Below are 16787 nucleotides of genomic sequence, written 5' to 3' on the forward strand. Positions count from 1 at the left end.
TGGCCGACGCGCCTTCTTCCGGACCAGTTCGTGACCAACAGGAAGGGCGCAGGGATTCACGACAACCTCAGGGAACGACGATGTCCGCCCACCGCAATATTTTGAAAAAACTCACTCTTTCGACGTTTCTACTGTCATCCGTTGTCTTCGGCGCCCACGCTCAGGATGCCGCCGCCGTCGCCGAACGGATGAAGCAATTGCTGGCGCTGCAGGGCACGAACCTAAGCTGGTCGTCGATCAGCGGCGAAGGCGCCAATTTTTCGCTGGAAGGCGTCAAGGTGGGCTTCACGGGCCAGCCGGATGCGCTTGAAATCGGCAAGCTGAGTTTCGAGGGCGTCGCCGACGACAATGGCGGCTTCGCGATCGACACGGTCACCACCGAAGCCTACACAAAGACGCAGGACGGCATGACCTTCGAGATCAGCCCGTTCAAGATGACCGGCGTGAAACTGCCGGCCCAGGGGTCGACCGATCCGATCGCCAATCTGGTGTTCTACGAAGCCGCGGAACTCGCCAGCCTGAACGTCAAGATGGGCGACAAGACCGCGTTTTCGCTGGAAAACCTGACCGCCGAGATCACGCCACCCTCCGCCGACAAGGCAATGGAATTCACCGGTGGGGCCGAAAAGTTCAGCGCCGACCTCACCCTCGTCACCGATCCGCAGGCAAAGGCGGCGATCGAGGCGATGGGCTACCAGGCGATCACCGGCTCGCTCGATCTCGAAGGCTCCTGGAATCCGGCTGACGGCCGCATGGATTTCAGCACCTACGACATCACCGTCGACAATGCCGGCACCTTCGGCATGACCTTCGACATCGGCGGCTATACGCCAGACTTCATCAGGGCGCTGCAGGAGGTGCAGAAGCAGATGGCCGCGCAGCCGGCCGGCGCCGACGATTCCGCCCAAGGCCTCGCCATGCTGGGGCTGATGCAGCAACTGACCTTCCACTCGGCCAGCATGCGCTGGGACGACGATTCGCTCACCGGCAAGGCGATCGACTACATCGCCAAGATGCAGAACATGAAGCCGGAAGACATCAAGAACCAGGCCAAGGCGATCGTGCCCTTCCTGACGGCGCAGCTCAACAACCCGGACCTGTCGGCCGCGATCACCGCCGCAGTGACAAAATATCTCGACGATCCGCAGAGCATCGAGGTTTCGGCCGAGCCGGCCGCCCCTGTGCCGTTCTCGCAGATTGCGGCGGCCGGCATGGCCAATCCCGTCGATTTGACAAAGTCGCTCGGCGTGACGGTGACGGCGAACGAAGACGAATAAGTTCGGACTTCAGTAGCGTCGAAGAGCCCGGCCGTTGAGCCGGGTTCTTTTTTGTTTATTTCAAAGGCTTGCTTCTGGACGGCTGGACGGAAGCGCCGGCCGAATAGCGGCCTCGCTGTCAAGCACCGTGCGCAGAATTGTCGTGAACCCGCGCAGCAAATCCGCTTCCGAAAGCGCGCAGCCCTCGCCCACCATGGGCACATGGATGAAGCCGCTGAGGCGTGGCGCAAAGCCCTCGCAGGCCGCGCCGAGCGACAGCGCCAGCGCGGCGTTGCAGAGATAGCCGCCCGCGTCGTCGGACCAGGAGACCGGAAGGTCTTGCGCCGCCAGCGCATCGTGGATCGCCCGCAGCGGCAGCCGCGATTGCAGCAACGCAGGCGCCCGGCAGATCGGGCCGTCCGGCGGCGCGAAGCCGTTGTTGTCGGGCCTGGCATTGGCGAAGGCGTTGCGCGCAAACCGTTCCAGCCGGAAACCGCCGCAGCCATGCGCCAGGCCGAAATGCAGGGCGATGTCCGGCGCGAAAGTCCTGCCGATCTCCGACAGGCGCGGGCCGATCGCACGGTAATCGACGGGCAGCAGTTCGGCCCGGAAGGCCGCCATGCGTTCGAGCGGTGGCGGTTCGTTGCGCAGCCGCTCGACCAGCCATTGCGTCGGATTGACCGGCGCGCCGGGAAACGGTTCGAACCCTGTGACAAGCACGCGCGGCAGGTTCTTTTGCCCTGCCGCGCCGCCCATCGGTCAGGCCGGCTTCTTGTCCGCCACGACCCGCAGCGCCAGTTCGCGCAACTGCGTGGGGGTGGCCGGCGACGGCGCGCTCATCAGCAGGTCGTAGGCCTGCTGGTTCATCGGGAACATGGTCACTTCGCGCAGGTTCGTCGCGCCGACCAGCAGCATGACGATGCGGTCGACGCCGGCCGCCATGCCTCCATGCGGCGGCGCGCCATACTGGAAGGCGCGGTAGAGGCCGCCGAAACGTTCCTCGACCGTCGCGCGGTCCAGCCCGACCATCTCGAACGCCTTCACCATCGTCTCCGGCAGATGGTTGCGGATGCCGCCAGAGGCGATCTCAAAACCGTTGCAGACCATGTCGTACTGGAACGCCTTGATGCCCAGCGGCTCCGCCCCCGTCAGCGCGTCGATGCCGCCCTGCGGCATGGAGAACGGGTTGTGGGCGAAGTCGATCTTCTTCTCGTCCTCGTTCCATTCGAAGAACGGAAAATCGACGATCCAGCACAGCGCGAAGCGCTCGCGGTCGACGAGGTTCAGTTCCTCGCCCGCCCGCGTGCGCGCCGCGCCCGCGAATTTGTAGAATTTTTGCGGATCGCCGGCGACGAAGAAGGCGGCGTCACCCTCGCCCAGTCCGAGTTGCTGGCGGATCGCCTCGGTGCGCTCCTCGCCGATGTTTTTCGCGATCGGCCCGGCGCCTTCCAGCTTTTCGCCTTCCTTGCGCCAAAAGATGTAGCCCAGCCCCGGCTGGCCCTCGCCCTGCGCCCAGGAATTCATACGGTCGCAGAACGCGCGGCTTCCGCCGGTCTTGGCCGGCACGGCCCATACCTCGGCCTTCGGATCGTTCGCCAGGATGCCGGCGAACACCTTGAAGCCAGAGCCGCGGAAATGCTCGGAAACCGCCTGCATCTCGATCGGGTTGCGCAGGTCCGGCTTGTCGGAGCCGTATTTGCGGATCGCCACATCGTAGGGGATGCGCGGAAACTTTTCGGTCACCGGCTTGCCGTCGGCGAAGGTCTCGAAGACGCCGCGCAGCACCGGCTCCATGGTGCCTAGCACGTCGTCCTGCTCGACGAAACTCATCTCGAGGTCGAGCTGGTAGAACTCGCCAGGCAGGCGGTCGGCACGCGGGTCCTCGTCGCGGAAACACGGCGCGATCTGGAAGTAGCGGTCGAAACCGGAGACCATGATCAGTTGCTTGTACTGCTGCGGCGCCTGCGGCAGCGCGTAGAAGGTGCCGGGATGGATGCGACTCGGCACGAGGAAGTCGCGCGCGCCTTCCGGCGAGGATGCGGTCAGGATCGGCGTCGAGAATTCGGTGAAACCCGCCTCGCCCATGCGCGTGCGCATCTCGGCGATGATCTTCGTGCGCGCCACGATGTTTTTGTGCAGCGTGTCTCGGCGCAGGTCGAGGAACCTGTACTTCAGGCGGATGTCCTCGGGATAGTCCGGCTCACCGAACACCGGCAGCGGCAATTCCTTCGCTGCCGACAGCACCTCGATCTCGCCGGCATAAAGCTCGATCTCGCCGGTCGGCATGTTCTTGTTGACGGTCTCGGGCGCGCGCGCCTTGACCTCGCCGTCGACACGGATCACCCACTCGCCGCGCACCGTCTCGGCCACCTTGAACGCCGGCGAATCCGGATCGGCGACGATCTGGGTGATGCCGTAATGGTCGCGCAGGTCGATGAACAGCAGGCCGCCATGGTCGCGGACGCGATGCACCCAGCCCGACAGGCGCACGGCCTGCCCGACTTCCGACTTCCTCAATTGTGCGCAGGTGTGGCTGCGGTAGCGATGCATTTCGATGTCCGATCAGTGGATTTGGCTTGCAGAGGCGGTGCGAACCGGCCCCCGAAATTTGCGCGGACAAGCGCATGGAGGGGCAATTTTGTCAAGGCAAAGCGGGATGTGGACCAAAGCGCGTCGGTTTTGTTGCTGGCAAAGGCGCGTTCCCATGGTTCATACAGTTTCTTGACACAGTGCTTGAGACTTCATGTCCTCCATCCGCCCGCTCATCCCTCTCCTTATCGCCGCCGGCATCCTGCTCGGCGGCAACGGCCTGCAAGGCACGCTGATCGCGCTGCGCGGCGCGCAGGAAGGATTTTCGCCGGCCGTCATCGGCTTCATGGGCACCGCCTATTTCGGCGGCTTCCTGCTCGGCTGTCTTGCCATCGGGCGCATCATGAAGGCCGTCGGGCATGTGCGCTCGTTCTCGGCGCTGGCGGCGATCGCGTCCGCCGGCACGCTGATGCTGGTGCTGGTCATCGATCCGATCATGTGGTCGGTGATCCGTTTTGCTACTGGCTTCTGCTTCGCCGGCCTGTTCACCATCATGGAGGCGTGGTTGAATTCCGGCGCGCCCAACGAGCACCGCGCCCGCGTGCTCGCCCTCTACCGCATGGTCGACATCGGCTCGGTGACCGGCGCGCAGTTCCTGATCCCGATCTTCGGGGCGGACGGATTCACCATCTTCGCGATCATGACGATCATGATCACGCTTTCGCTGGTGCCGGTGTCGCTAGGCGACCGATCCAACCCCGCAGCGCCCGACGACGTTAAGCTCGATCTGCCGCGCGTGTTCCGCATCTCGCCGCTGGGCTGCATCGGCTGCATCGCGGTTGGCGTCACCAACAGTTCCTTCCGCACGCTGTCGCCCGTCTATGCCGAGGAACTCGGCATGTCGGTGACCGACGTCGTCACCTTCGTCAGCGTCGGCATCATCGGCGGCGCGCTGATCCAGTATCCGCTCGGCTACCTGTCCGACCGCTGGGACCGGCGCAAGGTGCTGCTGGTCTCTACGGCGGGCGCGATGGCAACGGCGCTGGTACTTGCCTTCGCCACCGGCACCGGTCCGCTCGCCAACTTCGTGGTGGTCTTCATCTTCGGCTCCTTCGCCATGCCGCTCTATTCGCTATCGGCCGCCCACGCCAACGACCGCGCCGGCAAGGGCGAGTTCGTGCTGGTGAACGCCGCGCTGATGCTCTTCTATTCCTTCGGCGCGATCGGCGGGCCGCTCACGGCCTCCTTTTTCATGGAACGTTTCGGTCCGGGCGCACTGTTCGGTTTCATCGCCGCCGTCTATGCCGTCTTCATCGCCATCATCCTCTACCGCATGCGCGCGCGGTCGGGCGTTCCGGCGGACCGGCGGGGGCGGTTCATCGCGCTGCTGAGAACCTCGACGATCTTTGCAAAACTGACGCGGCAGGCCGGCGAGGCCAAGGGAAACGGCAAGCCGGACGGCGGAAGCGGCGGCTCGCGCTTGACGAAACCGTCCCCGGCTGAAAAGAAACAGAGGTAATTCGGATCACCAAGACTTTTCATGCGCCTGATCACCACCAATCTCGAGCTCGAAACGGCGGTCGCCGCGCTGGCGAAGTCTTCCTTCGTCACCGTCGACACCGAGTTCATCCGCGAAACCACATTCTGGCCAGAGCTCTGCCTGATCCAGATGGCCGCGCCGGGGGTGACCGCCCTCATCGACCCGCTGGCGCCTGATCTCGATCTCGCGCCGTTCTTCAAGCTGATGGCCGACGAGGCCGTGACCAAGGTTTTTCACGCCGCCCGCCAGGACATCGAGATCATTCACCATCTCGGCGACCTGCTGCCGCACCCGGTGTTCGACACGCAGGTGGCCGCAATGGTCTGTGGCTTCGGCGACAGCGTCTCCTACGACCAGCTCGTGCAGAAGATCACAGGCGCGCAGCTCGACAAATCCTCGCGTTTCACCGACTGGCGGCATCGGCCGCTGTCCGACAAGCAACTCGCCTACGCGCTTGCCGACGTCACCCACCTGATCGAGGTCTACAAGCACCTTTCCGCCGAGCTGGAGCGCGAGAAGCGCGGCCACTGGCTGAAGGAGGAGATGGACATCCTCACCTCGCGCGAGACCTACGATCCGGACCCCGAGGACGCCTGGAAGCGGCTGAAGATGCGGTTGCGCAAGCCGCAGGAACTTGCCGTGGTGCAGGCGGTCGCCGCCTGGCGGGAGCGCGAGGCGCGCGACCGCAACGTCCCGCGCGGCCGCGTTATCAAGGACGACGCAGTCTACGAGATCGCCCAGCAGCAGCCGCGCGACGCCACGGCGCTGTCGCGGCTGCGCACCATCCCGAAAGGCTGGGAGCGCTCGGCGACGGCGGCTGCATTGCTGCAGGTCGTCAACGCCGCGCTCGACCTGCCAAAGGAGCAGATGCCGCGCCTGCCCAAGATCGCGCAGGCGCCGGAGGGATCGAGCGCCGCTGCCGAGCTGCTCAAGGTTCTCCTGCGCCAGGTGGCGGAGAAGGAAGGCGTGGCTGCCAAGGTGCTAGCCTCCGGCGACGACATCGACCGCATCGCCGCCGAGGGCGATGAGGCCGACGTGCCGGCCATGCATGGCTGGCGCCGCCAGGTGTTCGGCGATCTTGCCGTCAAGCTGGTGCGCGGCGAAATCGCGCTGAAGTTCGACCGGCGCAAGGTGGCCGTGTTCGAACTGGCGCAGTAGGGGCACATTGAGGTTCCGGCGGTACGGACCTGAACCTCAACTCGCCTTGTCGACTACGACTACACGCCGCCCGAATAGTTCGGGCTCTCGCGGGTGATCGTCACGTCGTGCGCGTGGCTTTCGCGCAAGCCGGCATTCGAGATACGCACGAAGGTGGCGCGTTCCCGGAAATCGGCCAGCGTGCGGGCGCCGACATAACCCATCGCCGCCCTCAGGCCGCCGGTGAGCTGGTGCAGCACGCCCGACACCGGCCCCTTGTACGGAACCTGCCCCTCGATGCCTTCCGGCACCAGCTTCAGCGTGTCGCGAACTTCCGCCTGGAAGTAACGGTCGGCCGAGCCGCGCGCCATGGCGCCGACCGAACCCATGCCGCGATAGGCTTTGAACGAGCGGCCCTGATACAAATAGACCTCGCCCGGGCTCTCGTCGGTGCCGGCGAGCAGCGAGCCGATCATCGCCGCCCCTGCCCCGGCCGCCAGTGCCTTAGCGAGATCGCCGGAATATTTGATGCCGCCGTCGGCGATCACCGTCACGCCCACTTTGCGCGCCGTCTCGACCGCCGACATGATTGCCGAAAGCTGCGGCACGCCGACGCCGGCCACGATGCGGGTCGTGCAGATCGAGCCGGGGCCGATGCCGACCTTGACGGCGTCGGCTCCGGCGTCGATCAGCGCCTGCGTACCGGCTGCCGTGGCAACGTTGCCGGCCATGATGCGCACGGAGTTGGACAGTTTCTTCGCCCGCGCCACCGCCTCCAGAACGCGCTGCGAATGGCCATGCGCGGTATCGATGACTAGGAGGTCGACGCCGGCGTCGATCAGCCGCTCGGCGCGCTCGAAACCATCGTTGCCGACACTGGTCGCGGCCGCGGCGCGCAGGCGCCCTTGCGCGTCCTTGGTGGCGTGCGGGTTGAGCTGCGCCTTTTCGATGTCCTTGACGGTGATCAGGCCGACGCAATTGCCGTCCGGATCGACGACCAACAGCTTTTCGATGCGGCGCTGGTGCAGCAGGCGCTTTGCCTCGGTCTGGTCGACATTCTCCTTGACCGTGACCAGGTTTTCCTTGGTCATCAGCTCATGGACCTTCTGATCCGGATCGGTGGCGAAGCGAACGTCGCGGTTGGTCAGGATGCCGACCAGCTTTCCGGTCTTTTGTCCACCCTTGCCGCCATTCGCGACCACCGGAATGCCGGAGATGCCGTGGGCGCGCATCAGCGCCTGCGCCTCGGCCAGAGTCGCCTCCGGGCCGATGGTGACCGGATTGACCACCATGCCGGACTCGAACTTCTTCACCTGCCGCACCTGCTCGGCCTGTTCGGCCGGCGAAAAGTTGCGGTGGATGACGCCGATACCGCCGGCCTGGGCCATGGCGATGGCGAGACGCGCTTCCGTCACGGTGTCCATGGCGGCCGAGATGATCGGTATGTTGAGATCGATGTCGCCGGCGATGCGGGTGCGCACATCGGTCTCGCCCGGCAGGACTTCCGAGTGTCCCGGCTGCAGCAGCACGTCGTCGAAGGTAAGCGCCAGGGCGCCGGTTGCGGTCTCGATGATCTGCGCCATGCCATTCCTCGATACGTGAAGCGGGCGCTGAGGCCTCTTGGCCGGCGCCGACTCTGATCTTCCCTTTCAGGATTGGCGCTGGCTGGTAACACGAACCGGCGGCCTTGGGAAGACAAGGCGACGCAGGATTGCTGGATGAGAAGACAAGCGTTTTCAGTTCTTGTAAGGGTTGAAAAATCTCGCCGGGTCGTGACGTCGCAAATGAACGTTGGAGGAATTCGAGGACGCCCGTCGTTGCGGCAAGTCGCCGATTTTCCAGCCTCCCCGCTACCGCTCTCCCCGTCGGCCATGACTCCGCCTGAAGACAGTATAGGCGCCCTGCTCGGGACAGAAGCGATCCCGAACGCGATACGGCTCCTGGCGCGCAGCCTCGTTGCGCTTCACGACCTGTCCCCCCGGACCTCCGCGCTGTTTGCGACGCAGCAACGTTGGCTCCTGTGTCATGCCACCCTGGCCCATCATTTTCTCGCGGCTCATGCCGGTGAGCCCGGCCTGACGCGGCGTGTCTTCGGCCATCTCGCGCTTCGGCACGGCATCGCCAGCCGCAACACCGCGCACGCCTTTTTCGACGAAGCCCTGAAATACGAAGTCATCCAACCGGCAGGCGAGGCCGGTCGCGGCCGGAGGGACGAGGTCGCGCCATCGCCTGCCGCGCTGTCGCTGCTGAGCCACTGGTATGTCGTGCACTTTCAGGCGTTCGACCTGATCGATGGTGGGAACAGGACCGCGCTGTTCCTCTCCCATCCTGAAAGCATGCTCGCTCGCGTTCAGCCGATCGTGGCTCACGCTTTGCTCTCGAGCCCAGAAATACGGGTTCCGGGTCCTCTTTACACGATCTTCACCTGGGCCGATGCGGGAGGCCTGCTGATGGACCGGCTGGTCGCCGGGATCGATCTGGACGCCGGGTCGACAGGCGACAGATTCCTGACGGATGTAAGCGCGATCTCCCATCTCGCGCAGTCCTTCGGCCTGTCCCGCGCCCATGCCAGCCGCAAACTCTCGGCAGCCGAGTCGATCGGGGGGATCGGCTGGACCGGACGGCGCGGCCGTTCGCCAATCTGGATCTCGCGCGGCTTTTACGAGGAATACGCCCGTGCACACGCGCGCAAACTCGTCATCCTCGACGCCGCACTTGCCGAAGCCGCGACCATTTCAATCAGTACGGATCTCACCAACGTAGACAGCGCCTGAGTAGCCGCTTTCATTTGTCGATCCCCGGCGGCGCGGCTGGGTTGCGCTGTCAAAAATGGACGCAGACGGCCACGACGCCTTTCGATAGGTCTCGCACGGATCGGTTGCAGGCCTATGCGGCACGCTTTTCGGGCACGATCGGCGCTCGAGGCAAGCCATGTCGCAGCTATCGGCATTGTGAATTGCCGGCTTTGCTTGCCTGAGCGGAACAATGGCGGGGTATGAATGAAGTAGCTCTACAGGTCGACGGTGAAGACGGAACTGTCGGGCTAGGGTCGTTTGAGATTCAGGTTAGGGCGAGTCGAAAATGGCGAATTTCGAGAACCGGAACGGAGTGTACGTTCAAGTACATGAGTACCGGAAGCGCAGAAAGACGCCATTTACAGACCGCCATGGCCTGAATCTCAACAGACCTTAGACGGTTGAAGCATCTATCCCCGGTCGCTGCCGGTCGCGACCACTTTCCAATCCAACCTTTTTTCGAACAGATCGCTCGTTCCCGGGCGCAAACGGGAGCCGAGCGATCTGCGCGAGACGCCGGCCGCAAGCCCCACGCGGCCGGCGTTTTTCTTTGCTGCGCCCGGCGGAACAGGCGATGCGCATACGGCCGAATGCGGTTCGCTTCGGTGACGCCGATCACAGATCGAGCTGGTAGGTCTCGGGGATGTAGCGGTAGCCCGTTCCCATCTTCTCGACGTAACCGACCGAAGGGAATGGCATGTGGTAGCCGATGAACGCCAGTTGATCGGTGGCGATCATGTCGAAGACTTTTCGCCGTGTCGCCGCGCCCATCTCCTTGTCCGTGTCGAAGCGGACATGCCAGTCCGGCTGCTGCAACGAGGCGACATAGTGGTTGGCGGTATCGGCGGTCAGCACCAGCTTTCTGCCGGCCGATTCGATGGTGAAGATCAGATGGCCCGGCGTGTGGCCCGGAGCGCCGACGGCCCGGATACCGGACACGACCTCGCCGCCGTCGTCCACGAACGTCGTCTTCTCCGCGAGCGGCTTGACATTGCCGGCGACCGCCTTGGCATTGCCTTCGGTCGGACCCGACATGCGCTCAGGCGCCGTCCAGAAATCGAACTCGGTCTTGCCCATCACGTAGCGCGCATTGGCGAAGGTTGGCGCACCGTTGTCCATCAGCCCGCCGATATGGTCGCCGTGCATATGGGTGATGACGACGATCGACACGTCCTCCGGCTTGTAGCCCGATGCTTGCAGTCGGGCTGGAAGCTGGCCGAGACCGTTGGCGCGGCCGCCGGCGCCAAGGCCGGTATCGAACAGGATCAACTCGGAACCTGTGTTGACCAATGTCGGCGTGAAACCGTTCACGATGCGATCGGACGGCAGGAGATTGACCTTCATCAGTTCCGCCACGGCTTCCGGCGTCTGGTTCGCGCCAAAGGTCGGGTGCGGTCCGTCGCCGGGCCGCAGGCCGTCGAGAATGGTCGTCACCTCGAAATCGCCGAGCGTGAAGCGGTTGAAGCCGGCATTGCCGACATCGGTCTTGGCAACCGCCGCGCTCGCCGCGCGGACCATGATCTGGGGAGCCAGCAGCGCGGACACCCCTGCCCCTCCAAGTTTCATTGCAGTCCTGCGGTCGATAGCCATCCTGATACCTCCTCCTTTTCCGATCCGTGCAATAACGACATTTGTAGGCAACCGCTTCCCGGCAGCGGCTTCACATCAATGTGAAATCCCAGAGCATTTCCGGGTAAATCCGGGTCGCTCTGCCAGAGGGCATTTGGCCCAAGGTCGAGGGTTTCGGTGAAGGTCGTATCGGTGATACGGCCGAGCCGGAACCCGAAGGATTTGGGCCAAATGCACCCGGCCCGAAGGGTTTCCCGCTGGCGGGCGCCCGCTGCGTCGAGCCGCTCTGGCGGACCATCAAATACGAGGAGGTCTATCTGCATGCCTATGCCAGCGTGCCGGCGGCACGGGCGGCCATCGGCCGGTATCTGACCTTCTACAATTCCCGACGCCCTCATTCATCGCTTGACCGGCGCGCCCCGGATCAGGCCTACTTCAACACGCCGCAGCCACTCCCTGCCGCGGCATGACAGAGGCGGAAACCCACTTAACAAACCCCGCCAAACTGTTCAGACAAACTGAGCCACTTCTCATTTCTTCAACCAGTAGTTACACCAGGCCAACACAGCAGCGATTGCGGGGGATTTCAGAATGGCTGTTTTCAGGGCGAAGATTGCAACCGATATGAGCGTGCTTGATCACTTCGGTTTTTCCGGAATGCCTAGCAAATTCGTAGACGAAAGATTCGATATTAACTACAACACAAACGGTGAGCCTGATTGGTTTAATTACGAGTGGGACGACACGTATATATATAAGATAATTTCCAAACTTACGCTGAGCAACCTCCTCTCTGTATCATACGGGACACACGATGAATATCCCGAAGAAGAGTATGTTGTTATCGACTCTGGCCTTCTTCTCTCGGAACAAAACAAAATAACTCTCACCGACTATGTCGACGGAGAATTGGTAACTCGGACGATCGTCGATTATTCGATTTCAGATATTGGAGGAATAGACGTCAATACCTTAAAGGGTACCGACCTAGACATATCTCAAACGATTTTTGCGGGCGACGATACCGTCTATGGATCGTCCGGCAACGATAGCCTGCTTGGATTTGCTGGTGACGACCTTATCAGGGGCGCGGCCGGCAACGACACGCTCGACGGCGGCTTGGGCGAAGACATCATGATCGGCGGGCTGGGGAACGATGTTTATGTCGTCGATCATATCCGCGATCTTGTGGTGGAGTACACTGGCGAGGGATCTGATCGGGTGCGGGCCTCTATCAGCTATGAACTCGGCCTGAACCTGGAAACCCTGCAACTCATCGGTGTCGACAACATTAACGGGACCGGAAATCTTCTTGATAACAACCTTTTCGGAAACGAGGGCAACAACATACTCCTGGGGGGAGAAGGAAACGACGATCTCATGGGCGGCGGCGGGGTCGACCGGCTGGAAGGCGGATCGGGCAACGATGTTCTTGACGCCTTGGGCGGATTCGGGACTTTGGTTGGAGGTATTGGGGAGGATACCTACCATGTCAACGATGCGAATGACTTTGTTCTTGAGGCTGCCGGCGAAGGCTCCGATACCGTATGGGTACATGCCAGCTACACGCTGGCAAGCGGCACTCACGTAGAGCTTCTTCGTGCAGCGGGTTCTGCCGCGATAAATCTGACTGGGAATGCGTTGTTCCAAATTATTCATGGCAACGAGGGTAACAACGTCCTGCATGACGGCGGCGTCGGGGCGGCCGACCAGCTTGCTGGCGGGCTCGGCAATGACACCTATCGTGTGTTCAACGCAGGCGATATCATTCTCGAGGGCTCTTCCGAGGGTGCCGTAGACGTCGTCATGGCGGCCGTGGACTACTCGCTCACCGCCGGCGCCCACATCGAGCGGCTGGCGACCAACGGCACGACAGGGGTGAGCGGCATCGATCTCACCGGCAACGATTTTGCCCAGGAGGTAGTTGGCAATTCCGGCGTCAACATCCTGAATGGCAAGGGCGGTAATGACGTCATGAAGGGTCTAGCCGGTAACGACAAGCTAACTGGAGGCGCAGGCGCCGATGCCTTCGTTTTTAACACTGCGCTGCACGGAACCATGAATGTCGACACAATTACCGACTTCAGCGTGGTCGACGATACGATCCAGTTGCAGAAATCGATCTTCCAGTCGCTGATCCTTGGCCCCCTCCACCTCTCCCGTTTCCGCGCAAACACAACCGGTCAGGCACAGGACACCAACGACTTCATCATTTACGACAAGGATGACGGACGTCTGTATTACGACGCCGACGCCACGGGGGTCGGAGCCCGCGTTCACTTCGCCACGCTTACAGGCGCTCCGAGCATCACCAACGCAGATTTTGTGGTGATCTGAGCCGAACGGAAAGCGCGACCGGCGCGATTGGGCTTTGGGGTAAGGGAGGCGCGCCGGCCGCTACGGCAAAGAGGGGATGCCGCGTGCGGAGCATCTCATGAAACGGCGGGAGCATAAGATCGCAAATCCAAATGATTTGACGTTCCCATCAAGATGCGACACCTTCGGTATGTGGTCCCTCTCCGCACTTGGCCGTCAGCCTTCGCCGTCCCCTTCGGCCTTCAGGCGGCCCTTGAAGTCGCGCGCCAGCAGGTAGAGTTCCACCGATTCGTCGCGCGAGGCCGGCGGTTTGACGTGGTGGACCGACCGGAAATTCTGCTTCAGGCGGGTCAGCAATTCAGCCTCGGTGCCGCCCTGGAACGTCTTGGTGAGGAAATGACCGCCGGGCCGAAGCACCGAGATGGCGAAGTCGGCGGCGACCTCGCAGAGATGCATCGTGCGCAAATGGTCGGTCCTCCGGTGGCCGGTGGTCGGGGCAGCCATGTCGGAGAGCACGACATCGGGCGCGCCGCCCAGCGCTTCGGCCAGTTTTGCCGGCGCGGCGTCGTCAAGAAAATCCATCTGCAGCAGGACAGCGCCCGGCACCGCATCGGTTTCCAGATAGTCGATGCCGACCACGCCCGGGCTGTCTTCGGAGGAACGCGTGCGCGCCGCCGCCACCTGACACCAGCCGCCGGGTGCGGCGCCGAGGTCGATGACGCGCATGCCGGGTTTCAGCAGGTGATATTTGTCGTCGATCTCGATCAGCTTGTAGGCGGCGCGCGAACGGTATCCCTCCGCCTTGGAACGCTGGACATAGGGGTCGTTCATGTGGCGCTGCAGCCAGCGGCGGGACGATTCCTTGAGGCTGCTGTTTTTGATGCGCTGCTTCATCTGCCGGGTGGCGCCCGGCTTGCCGGATTTGTCCTTCACGGCCGGCCTCCGAATGGCTGGGGCCGGCGCCACACCCCCTCTTCCGCCATCAATTCGCTCAAGATGCCCTCGCGCAGGCCGCGGTCGGCGACGCGCAGGCGCGGCGATGGCCAATGCGCGCGAATTGCTTCCAGGATGGCGCAGCCGGCAAGCACGAGATCAGCGCGGTCGGCGCCGATGCACGGGTTGGCGACGCGCTGGCCGAAATCCCAGCCGAGCAATTTTGCGATCATGCCGTCGACCTGCTCGTTCTCCAGCCACAGCCCATCCACGCGGCGGCGGTCGTAGCGCTCCAACTCGAGATGCACGCCGGCGAGCGTCGTGACCGTGCCGGAGGTGCCGAGCAGGTGGAAGCGCGAGCCCTTCATCAGATGGCTGATGCGATGCCGCCCGTCGAAGGCGTCGATCATGGCGGTGACATCGGCGACCATGGCGGCGAAGGTTTTTGGGCTGACGTCGCGGCCGCCGTAACGTTCGGCCAGCGACACCACGCCTACCGGCAGCGAGGTCCAGGAGACGATGTGGTTGGCGAGCCGCGGCGTGCGGTAGCGCGACAGATCGATCAGCGCAATCTCCGAGGAGCCGCCGCCGATATCGAACAGCACGACCGCGTCGGTGTCGCGCTCGACCAGCGGGCCACATCCCGACACGGCGAGGCGCGCCTCGGTCTGGCGGTCGATGACCTCCAGCTCGATGCGCGCCTCCTCGCGCACCCGGTCGAGGAATTCGACGCCGTTTTCGGCCGCGCGGCACGCTTCGGTGGCGACCAGGCGGGCGCGCCGCACGGAGCGGCTGCGCAGCTTGTCGCCGCAGACCTTCAGCGCTTCGACGGCGCGGTCCATGGCCGCCTCGCTCAGTCGGCCCGTGGCCGACAGCCCCTCGCCCAGCCTGACGATGCGTGAGTACGCGTCGATCACTCTGAATTGACCCGGGCGGCCGGGGGTGGCGACGAGCAGCCGGCAATTGTTTGTGCCGAGATCGAGCGCGGCGAAGATCGGCCCGTCGCGGCCGAACATGGGCGATCTTTGCGGCGCATGACCGTTGGCGACGGGGGCCTCGGCGCGCACAGGCGGCGGAGGCGGCACCACGATCGGCGCCACGGTGTGCGGCCTTTGGTGCTGGGGGGTGTCGGGGGCGAAAACCTTGCGCCCGCGCTTGCGCTTGCGCCGCCTCTTGCCTTTCCGGGCTGGGGCGCCGTCCTCATGGGACGTCCGGGCTGTGTCGACCCCGCCCGAAGCACTGTCCGTGCCTCGCGGCGCATCTTCACCTCGAACCGCCGGAGGCATTCGAGAGCTTTCGGACACCCCGTCTCCCCGCGCCAAGGCGACGGTTTCAGGGTCTTCCACCTAGATGTTCCTTCCGGTTCCGCGCGAACCGGAGGGACGCGGCGGAGCCATAGATCTTTGCGTTGAGAAAACCATAACAGCGCATAGCCGGATCACCAAGCGGATTGTCCCCTATCGTCGCACCGCCCTTGCGGCGGCGCGGCTTGCCGTCCTATCCTTCGGCCCATCCAAACAGTCCGCGAGACCCATGCCGGCACATGATTCGATGAACGCCGCACGATGAAGCTCAGCCGCTATTTCTGGCCCGCTGTCGGGCTCTGCGCAGTCGGCTTCTCGATCTGGCTCCTCTACAACGAACTACGTGGGATCTCACTGGACGATTTGGGCGACAGCCTGGCTGCGATACCGACGCATCGCTGGTTGCTTGCGGCGCTAAGCTCGGTCCTCGCCTATGCGGCGCTCGCGGGCTACGACCACATCGCGCTGACGCATCTGGGCAAGAAGGTGCCTTTCGGTTTCATCACCGTGTGTTCCTTCACCACCTATGCGCTGTCGCACAATATCGGCGGGTCGGTGCTGTCGGGCGCGGTGATCCGCTACCGCGCCTATGCCACACAGGGCCTGTCCGGCCAGGAGGTCGGCGTGCTGGTGGCGCTCTGTTCCTTCACATTTGCGCTCGGCGCGATGCTGCTGGGCGCATTCCTGCTCCTGATCGAGCCGGAAGTGTTCGACGGCTTCGTGCATTTCATGCCGGTTTCGGCGACGCGGCTCACCGGACTGGCACTGCTATGCCTGATCGGCCTCTACATATTCGGTAGCTGGCTGCAACTCCGACCGCTGAGGATCGGCAAGTTTGCGGTTCTCTACCCCAGGCTGCCGATCGTGGCGCGCCAGTTGGCGATCGCACCGATCGAGTTGATCGGCGCCGCAGGCATCATCTATTTCGCGCTGCCGGAAGCCGGCAATCCGGGTTTCATGGTAGTACTCGGCGTTTTCCTGGTGTCGTTCTCCGCCGCGCTGATCTCGCATGCCCCGGGAGGACTCGGCGTGCTCGAGATCGTCTTCATCGCCGGGCTGTCGCAGATGGACCCAGTGGCGGTGCTGTCGGCGCTGCTGGTGTTCCGGCTGTTCTACCTGATCGTTCCGCTGCTCTTGGCGCTGGTCGTGGTGCTGGGCTTCGAGCGCTCGCGGTTCGGCAAGGATTGAGCGCGACCTGCAGACAACGCGCCCCGTGCGGATGCGATAACCTCCGCCCTGCATCGTCAGACGAAGGGACGCCCGGAGCCGGTTTGACTGATTGATGGAAGGTTGGCTGGGGAACCTGGATTCGAACCAGGACTAACGGAGTCAGAGTCCGTGGGTCTACCGTTAACCTATTCCCCAGCATCGGCGGCAGTCGCCCCGACCGTCCGCCGAAGCGGAATGC

Annotated in this window: 13 protein-coding genes, 1 tRNA gene and 1 pseudogene; 7 read left to right on the top strand and 8 right to left on the bottom strand. The window is 63.6% G+C overall.

Going from position 1 to position 16787, the window contains the following annotated elements; all coding sequences use genetic code 11:
* The first annotated feature begins 80 nt into the window (after positions 1 to 80).
* Positions 81 to 1277, top strand: coding sequence for a hypothetical protein (locus RB623_RS12960; protein ID WP_308057261.1), 1197 nt, complete (start codon positions 81 to 83; stop codon positions 1275 to 1277).
* Positions 1278 to 1337: 60 nt separating this feature from the next.
* On the opposite strand, the gene RB623_RS12965 is transcribed toward RB623_RS12960, so the two are convergent.
* Together RB623_RS12965 and aspS are read right to left on the bottom strand one after the other, a co-directional pair.
* Complete coding sequence (locus tag RB623_RS12965; protein WP_308057262.1) at positions 1338 to 2012, bottom strand: hypothetical protein; 675 nt, start codon at positions 2010 to 2012, stop codon at positions 1338 to 1340.
* A 3-nt stretch (positions 2013 to 2015) separates the two neighbouring features.
* A complete protein-coding gene (aspS, locus tag RB623_RS12970) occupies positions 2016 to 3806 on the bottom strand; it encodes an aspartate--tRNA ligase (protein WP_308057263.1) in 1791 nt (596 codons plus the stop codon).
* A gap of 193 nt (positions 3807 to 3999) precedes the next feature.
* On the opposite strand from aspS, the gene RB623_RS12975 reads away from it, so the two are divergent.
* On the top strand, positions 4000 to 5304 hold the full coding sequence (locus tag RB623_RS12975; protein WP_308057264.1) for an MFS transporter: 1305 nt from the start codon (positions 4000 to 4002) through the stop codon (positions 5302 to 5304).
* A 21-nt stretch (positions 5305 to 5325) separates the two neighbouring features.
* Positions 5326 to 6483: a ribonuclease D gene (rnd, locus tag RB623_RS12980; protein WP_308057265.1), complete on the top strand. Its 1158-nt coding sequence runs from the start codon at positions 5326 to 5328 to the stop codon at positions 6481 to 6483.
* 59 nt (positions 6484 to 6542) lie between these two features.
* On the opposite strand, the gene guaB is transcribed toward rnd, so the two are convergent.
* Positions 6543 to 8045 carry an IMP dehydrogenase gene (gene guaB / locus RB623_RS12985; RefSeq protein ID WP_308057266.1) on the bottom strand — a complete coding sequence of 501 codons (1503 nt, stop codon included), beginning with the start codon at positions 8043 to 8045 and terminating at the stop codon, positions 6543 to 6545.
* Between the two features lie 234 nt (positions 8046 to 8279).
* Between guaB and RB623_RS12990 the strand changes: the two genes are divergently transcribed.
* Positions 8280 to 9236, top strand: coding sequence for a hypothetical protein (locus tag RB623_RS12990; protein WP_308057267.1), 957 nt, complete (start codon positions 8280 to 8282; stop codon positions 9234 to 9236).
* 636 nt (positions 9237 to 9872) lie between these two features.
* Here the strand turns inward: RB623_RS12990 and RB623_RS12995 are convergent.
* Both RB623_RS12995 and RB623_RS13000 read right to left on the bottom strand, forming a co-directional pair.
* The gene (locus RB623_RS12995) at positions 9873 to 10847 is read right to left on the bottom strand and encodes an MBL fold metallo-hydrolase (protein ID WP_374121671.1); all 975 of its coding nucleotides are present in this window, start codon (positions 10845 to 10847) and stop codon (positions 9873 to 9875) included.
* Positions 10820 to 11149: a hypothetical protein gene (locus tag RB623_RS13000; protein WP_308057268.1), complete on the bottom strand. Its 330-nt coding sequence runs from the start codon at positions 11147 to 11149 to the stop codon at positions 10820 to 10822. Before RB623_RS13000 ends, RB623_RS12995 begins: the two co-directional genes overlap by 28 nt.
* On the opposite strand from RB623_RS13000, the pseudogene RB623_RS13005 reads away from it, so the two are divergent.
* Both RB623_RS13005 and RB623_RS13010 read left to right on the top strand, forming a co-directional pair.
* Positions 11102 to 11296, top strand: a pseudogene (locus RB623_RS13005) (integrase core domain-containing protein); the annotation flags it as partial. The gene RB623_RS13000 and the pseudogene RB623_RS13005 overlap by 48 nt on opposite strands.
* 121 nt (positions 11297 to 11417) lie before the next feature.
* Positions 11418 to 13163: a calcium-binding protein gene (locus tag RB623_RS13010; protein WP_308057269.1), complete on the top strand. Its 1746-nt coding sequence runs from the start codon at positions 11418 to 11420 to the stop codon at positions 13161 to 13163.
* 195 nt (positions 13164 to 13358) lie between these two features.
* Here the strand turns inward: RB623_RS13010 and RB623_RS13015 are convergent, their stop codons facing one another.
* Positions 13359 to 14036 carry an RlmE family RNA methyltransferase gene (locus RB623_RS13015; protein WP_308057437.1) on the bottom strand — a complete coding sequence of 226 codons (678 nt, stop codon included), beginning with the start codon at positions 14034 to 14036 and terminating at the stop codon, positions 13359 to 13361.
* A gap of 35 nt (positions 14037 to 14071) precedes the next feature.
* Positions 14072 to 15361 (bottom strand): Ppx/GppA phosphatase family protein, encoded by a 1290-nt coding sequence (locus RB623_RS13020; protein ID WP_374121673.1) that lies wholly within the window; start codon positions 15359 to 15361, stop codon positions 14072 to 14074.
* Positions 15362 to 15640: 279 nt separating this feature from the next.
* Between RB623_RS13020 and RB623_RS13025 the strand changes: the two genes are divergently transcribed.
* A complete protein-coding gene (locus RB623_RS13025; protein WP_308057271.1) occupies positions 15641 to 16567 on the top strand; it encodes a lysylphosphatidylglycerol synthase domain-containing protein in 927 nt (308 codons plus the stop codon).
* A 103-nt stretch (positions 16568 to 16670) separates the two neighbouring features.
* On the opposite strand, the gene RB623_RS13030 is transcribed toward RB623_RS13025, so the two are convergent.
* Positions 16671 to 16744, bottom strand: a tRNA-Gln gene (locus RB623_RS13030).
* Positions 16745 to 16787 lie beyond the last annotated feature (43 nt).

The sequence above is a fragment of the Mesorhizobium sp. LHD-90 genome (assembly GCF_030929505.1).
Lineage (GTDB): Bacteria > Pseudomonadota > Alphaproteobacteria > Rhizobiales > Rhizobiaceae > Kumtagia.

Coding starts and splice junctions, on each gene's coding strand:
- RB623_RS12960 (WP_308057261.1), top strand. CDS start 81: ATGTCCGCCCACCGCAATATTTTGAAAAAACTCACTCTTTCGACGTTT.
- RB623_RS12965 (WP_308057262.1), bottom strand. CDS start 2,012: ATGGGCGGCGCGGCAGGGCAAAAGAACCTGCCGCGCGTGCTTGTCACA.
- aspS (WP_308057263.1), bottom strand. CDS start 3,806: ATGCATCGCTACCGCAGCCACACCTGCGCACAATTGAGGAAGTCGGAA.
- RB623_RS12975 (WP_308057264.1), top strand. CDS start 4,000: ATGTCCTCCATCCGCCCGCTCATCCCTCTCCTTATCGCCGCCGGCATC.
- rnd (WP_308057265.1), top strand. CDS start 5,326: ATGCGCCTGATCACCACCAATCTCGAGCTCGAAACGGCGGTCGCCGCG.
- guaB (WP_308057266.1), bottom strand. CDS start 8,045: ATGGCGCAGATCATCGAGACCGCAACCGGCGCCCTGGCGCTTACCTTC.
- RB623_RS12995 (WP_374121671.1), bottom strand. CDS start 10,847: ATGGCTATCGACCGCAGGACTGCAATGAAACTTGGAGGGGCAGGGGTG.
- RB623_RS13000 (WP_308057268.1), bottom strand. CDS start 11,149: ATGCAGATAGACCTCCTCGTATTTGATGGTCCGCCAGAGCGGCTCGAC.
- RB623_RS13010 (WP_308057269.1), top strand. CDS start 11,418: ATGGCTGTTTTCAGGGCGAAGATTGCAACCGATATGAGCGTGCTTGAT.
- RB623_RS13015 (WP_308057437.1), bottom strand. CDS start 14,036: ATGAAGCAGCGCATCAAAAACAGCAGCCTCAAGGAATCGTCCCGCCGC.
- RB623_RS13020 (WP_374121673.1), bottom strand. CDS start 15,361: ATGCCTCCGGCGGTTCGAGGTGAAGATGCGCCGCGAGGCACGGACAGT.
- RB623_RS13025 (WP_308057271.1), top strand. CDS start 15,641: ATGAAGCTCAGCCGCTATTTCTGGCCCGCTGTCGGGCTCTGCGCAGTC.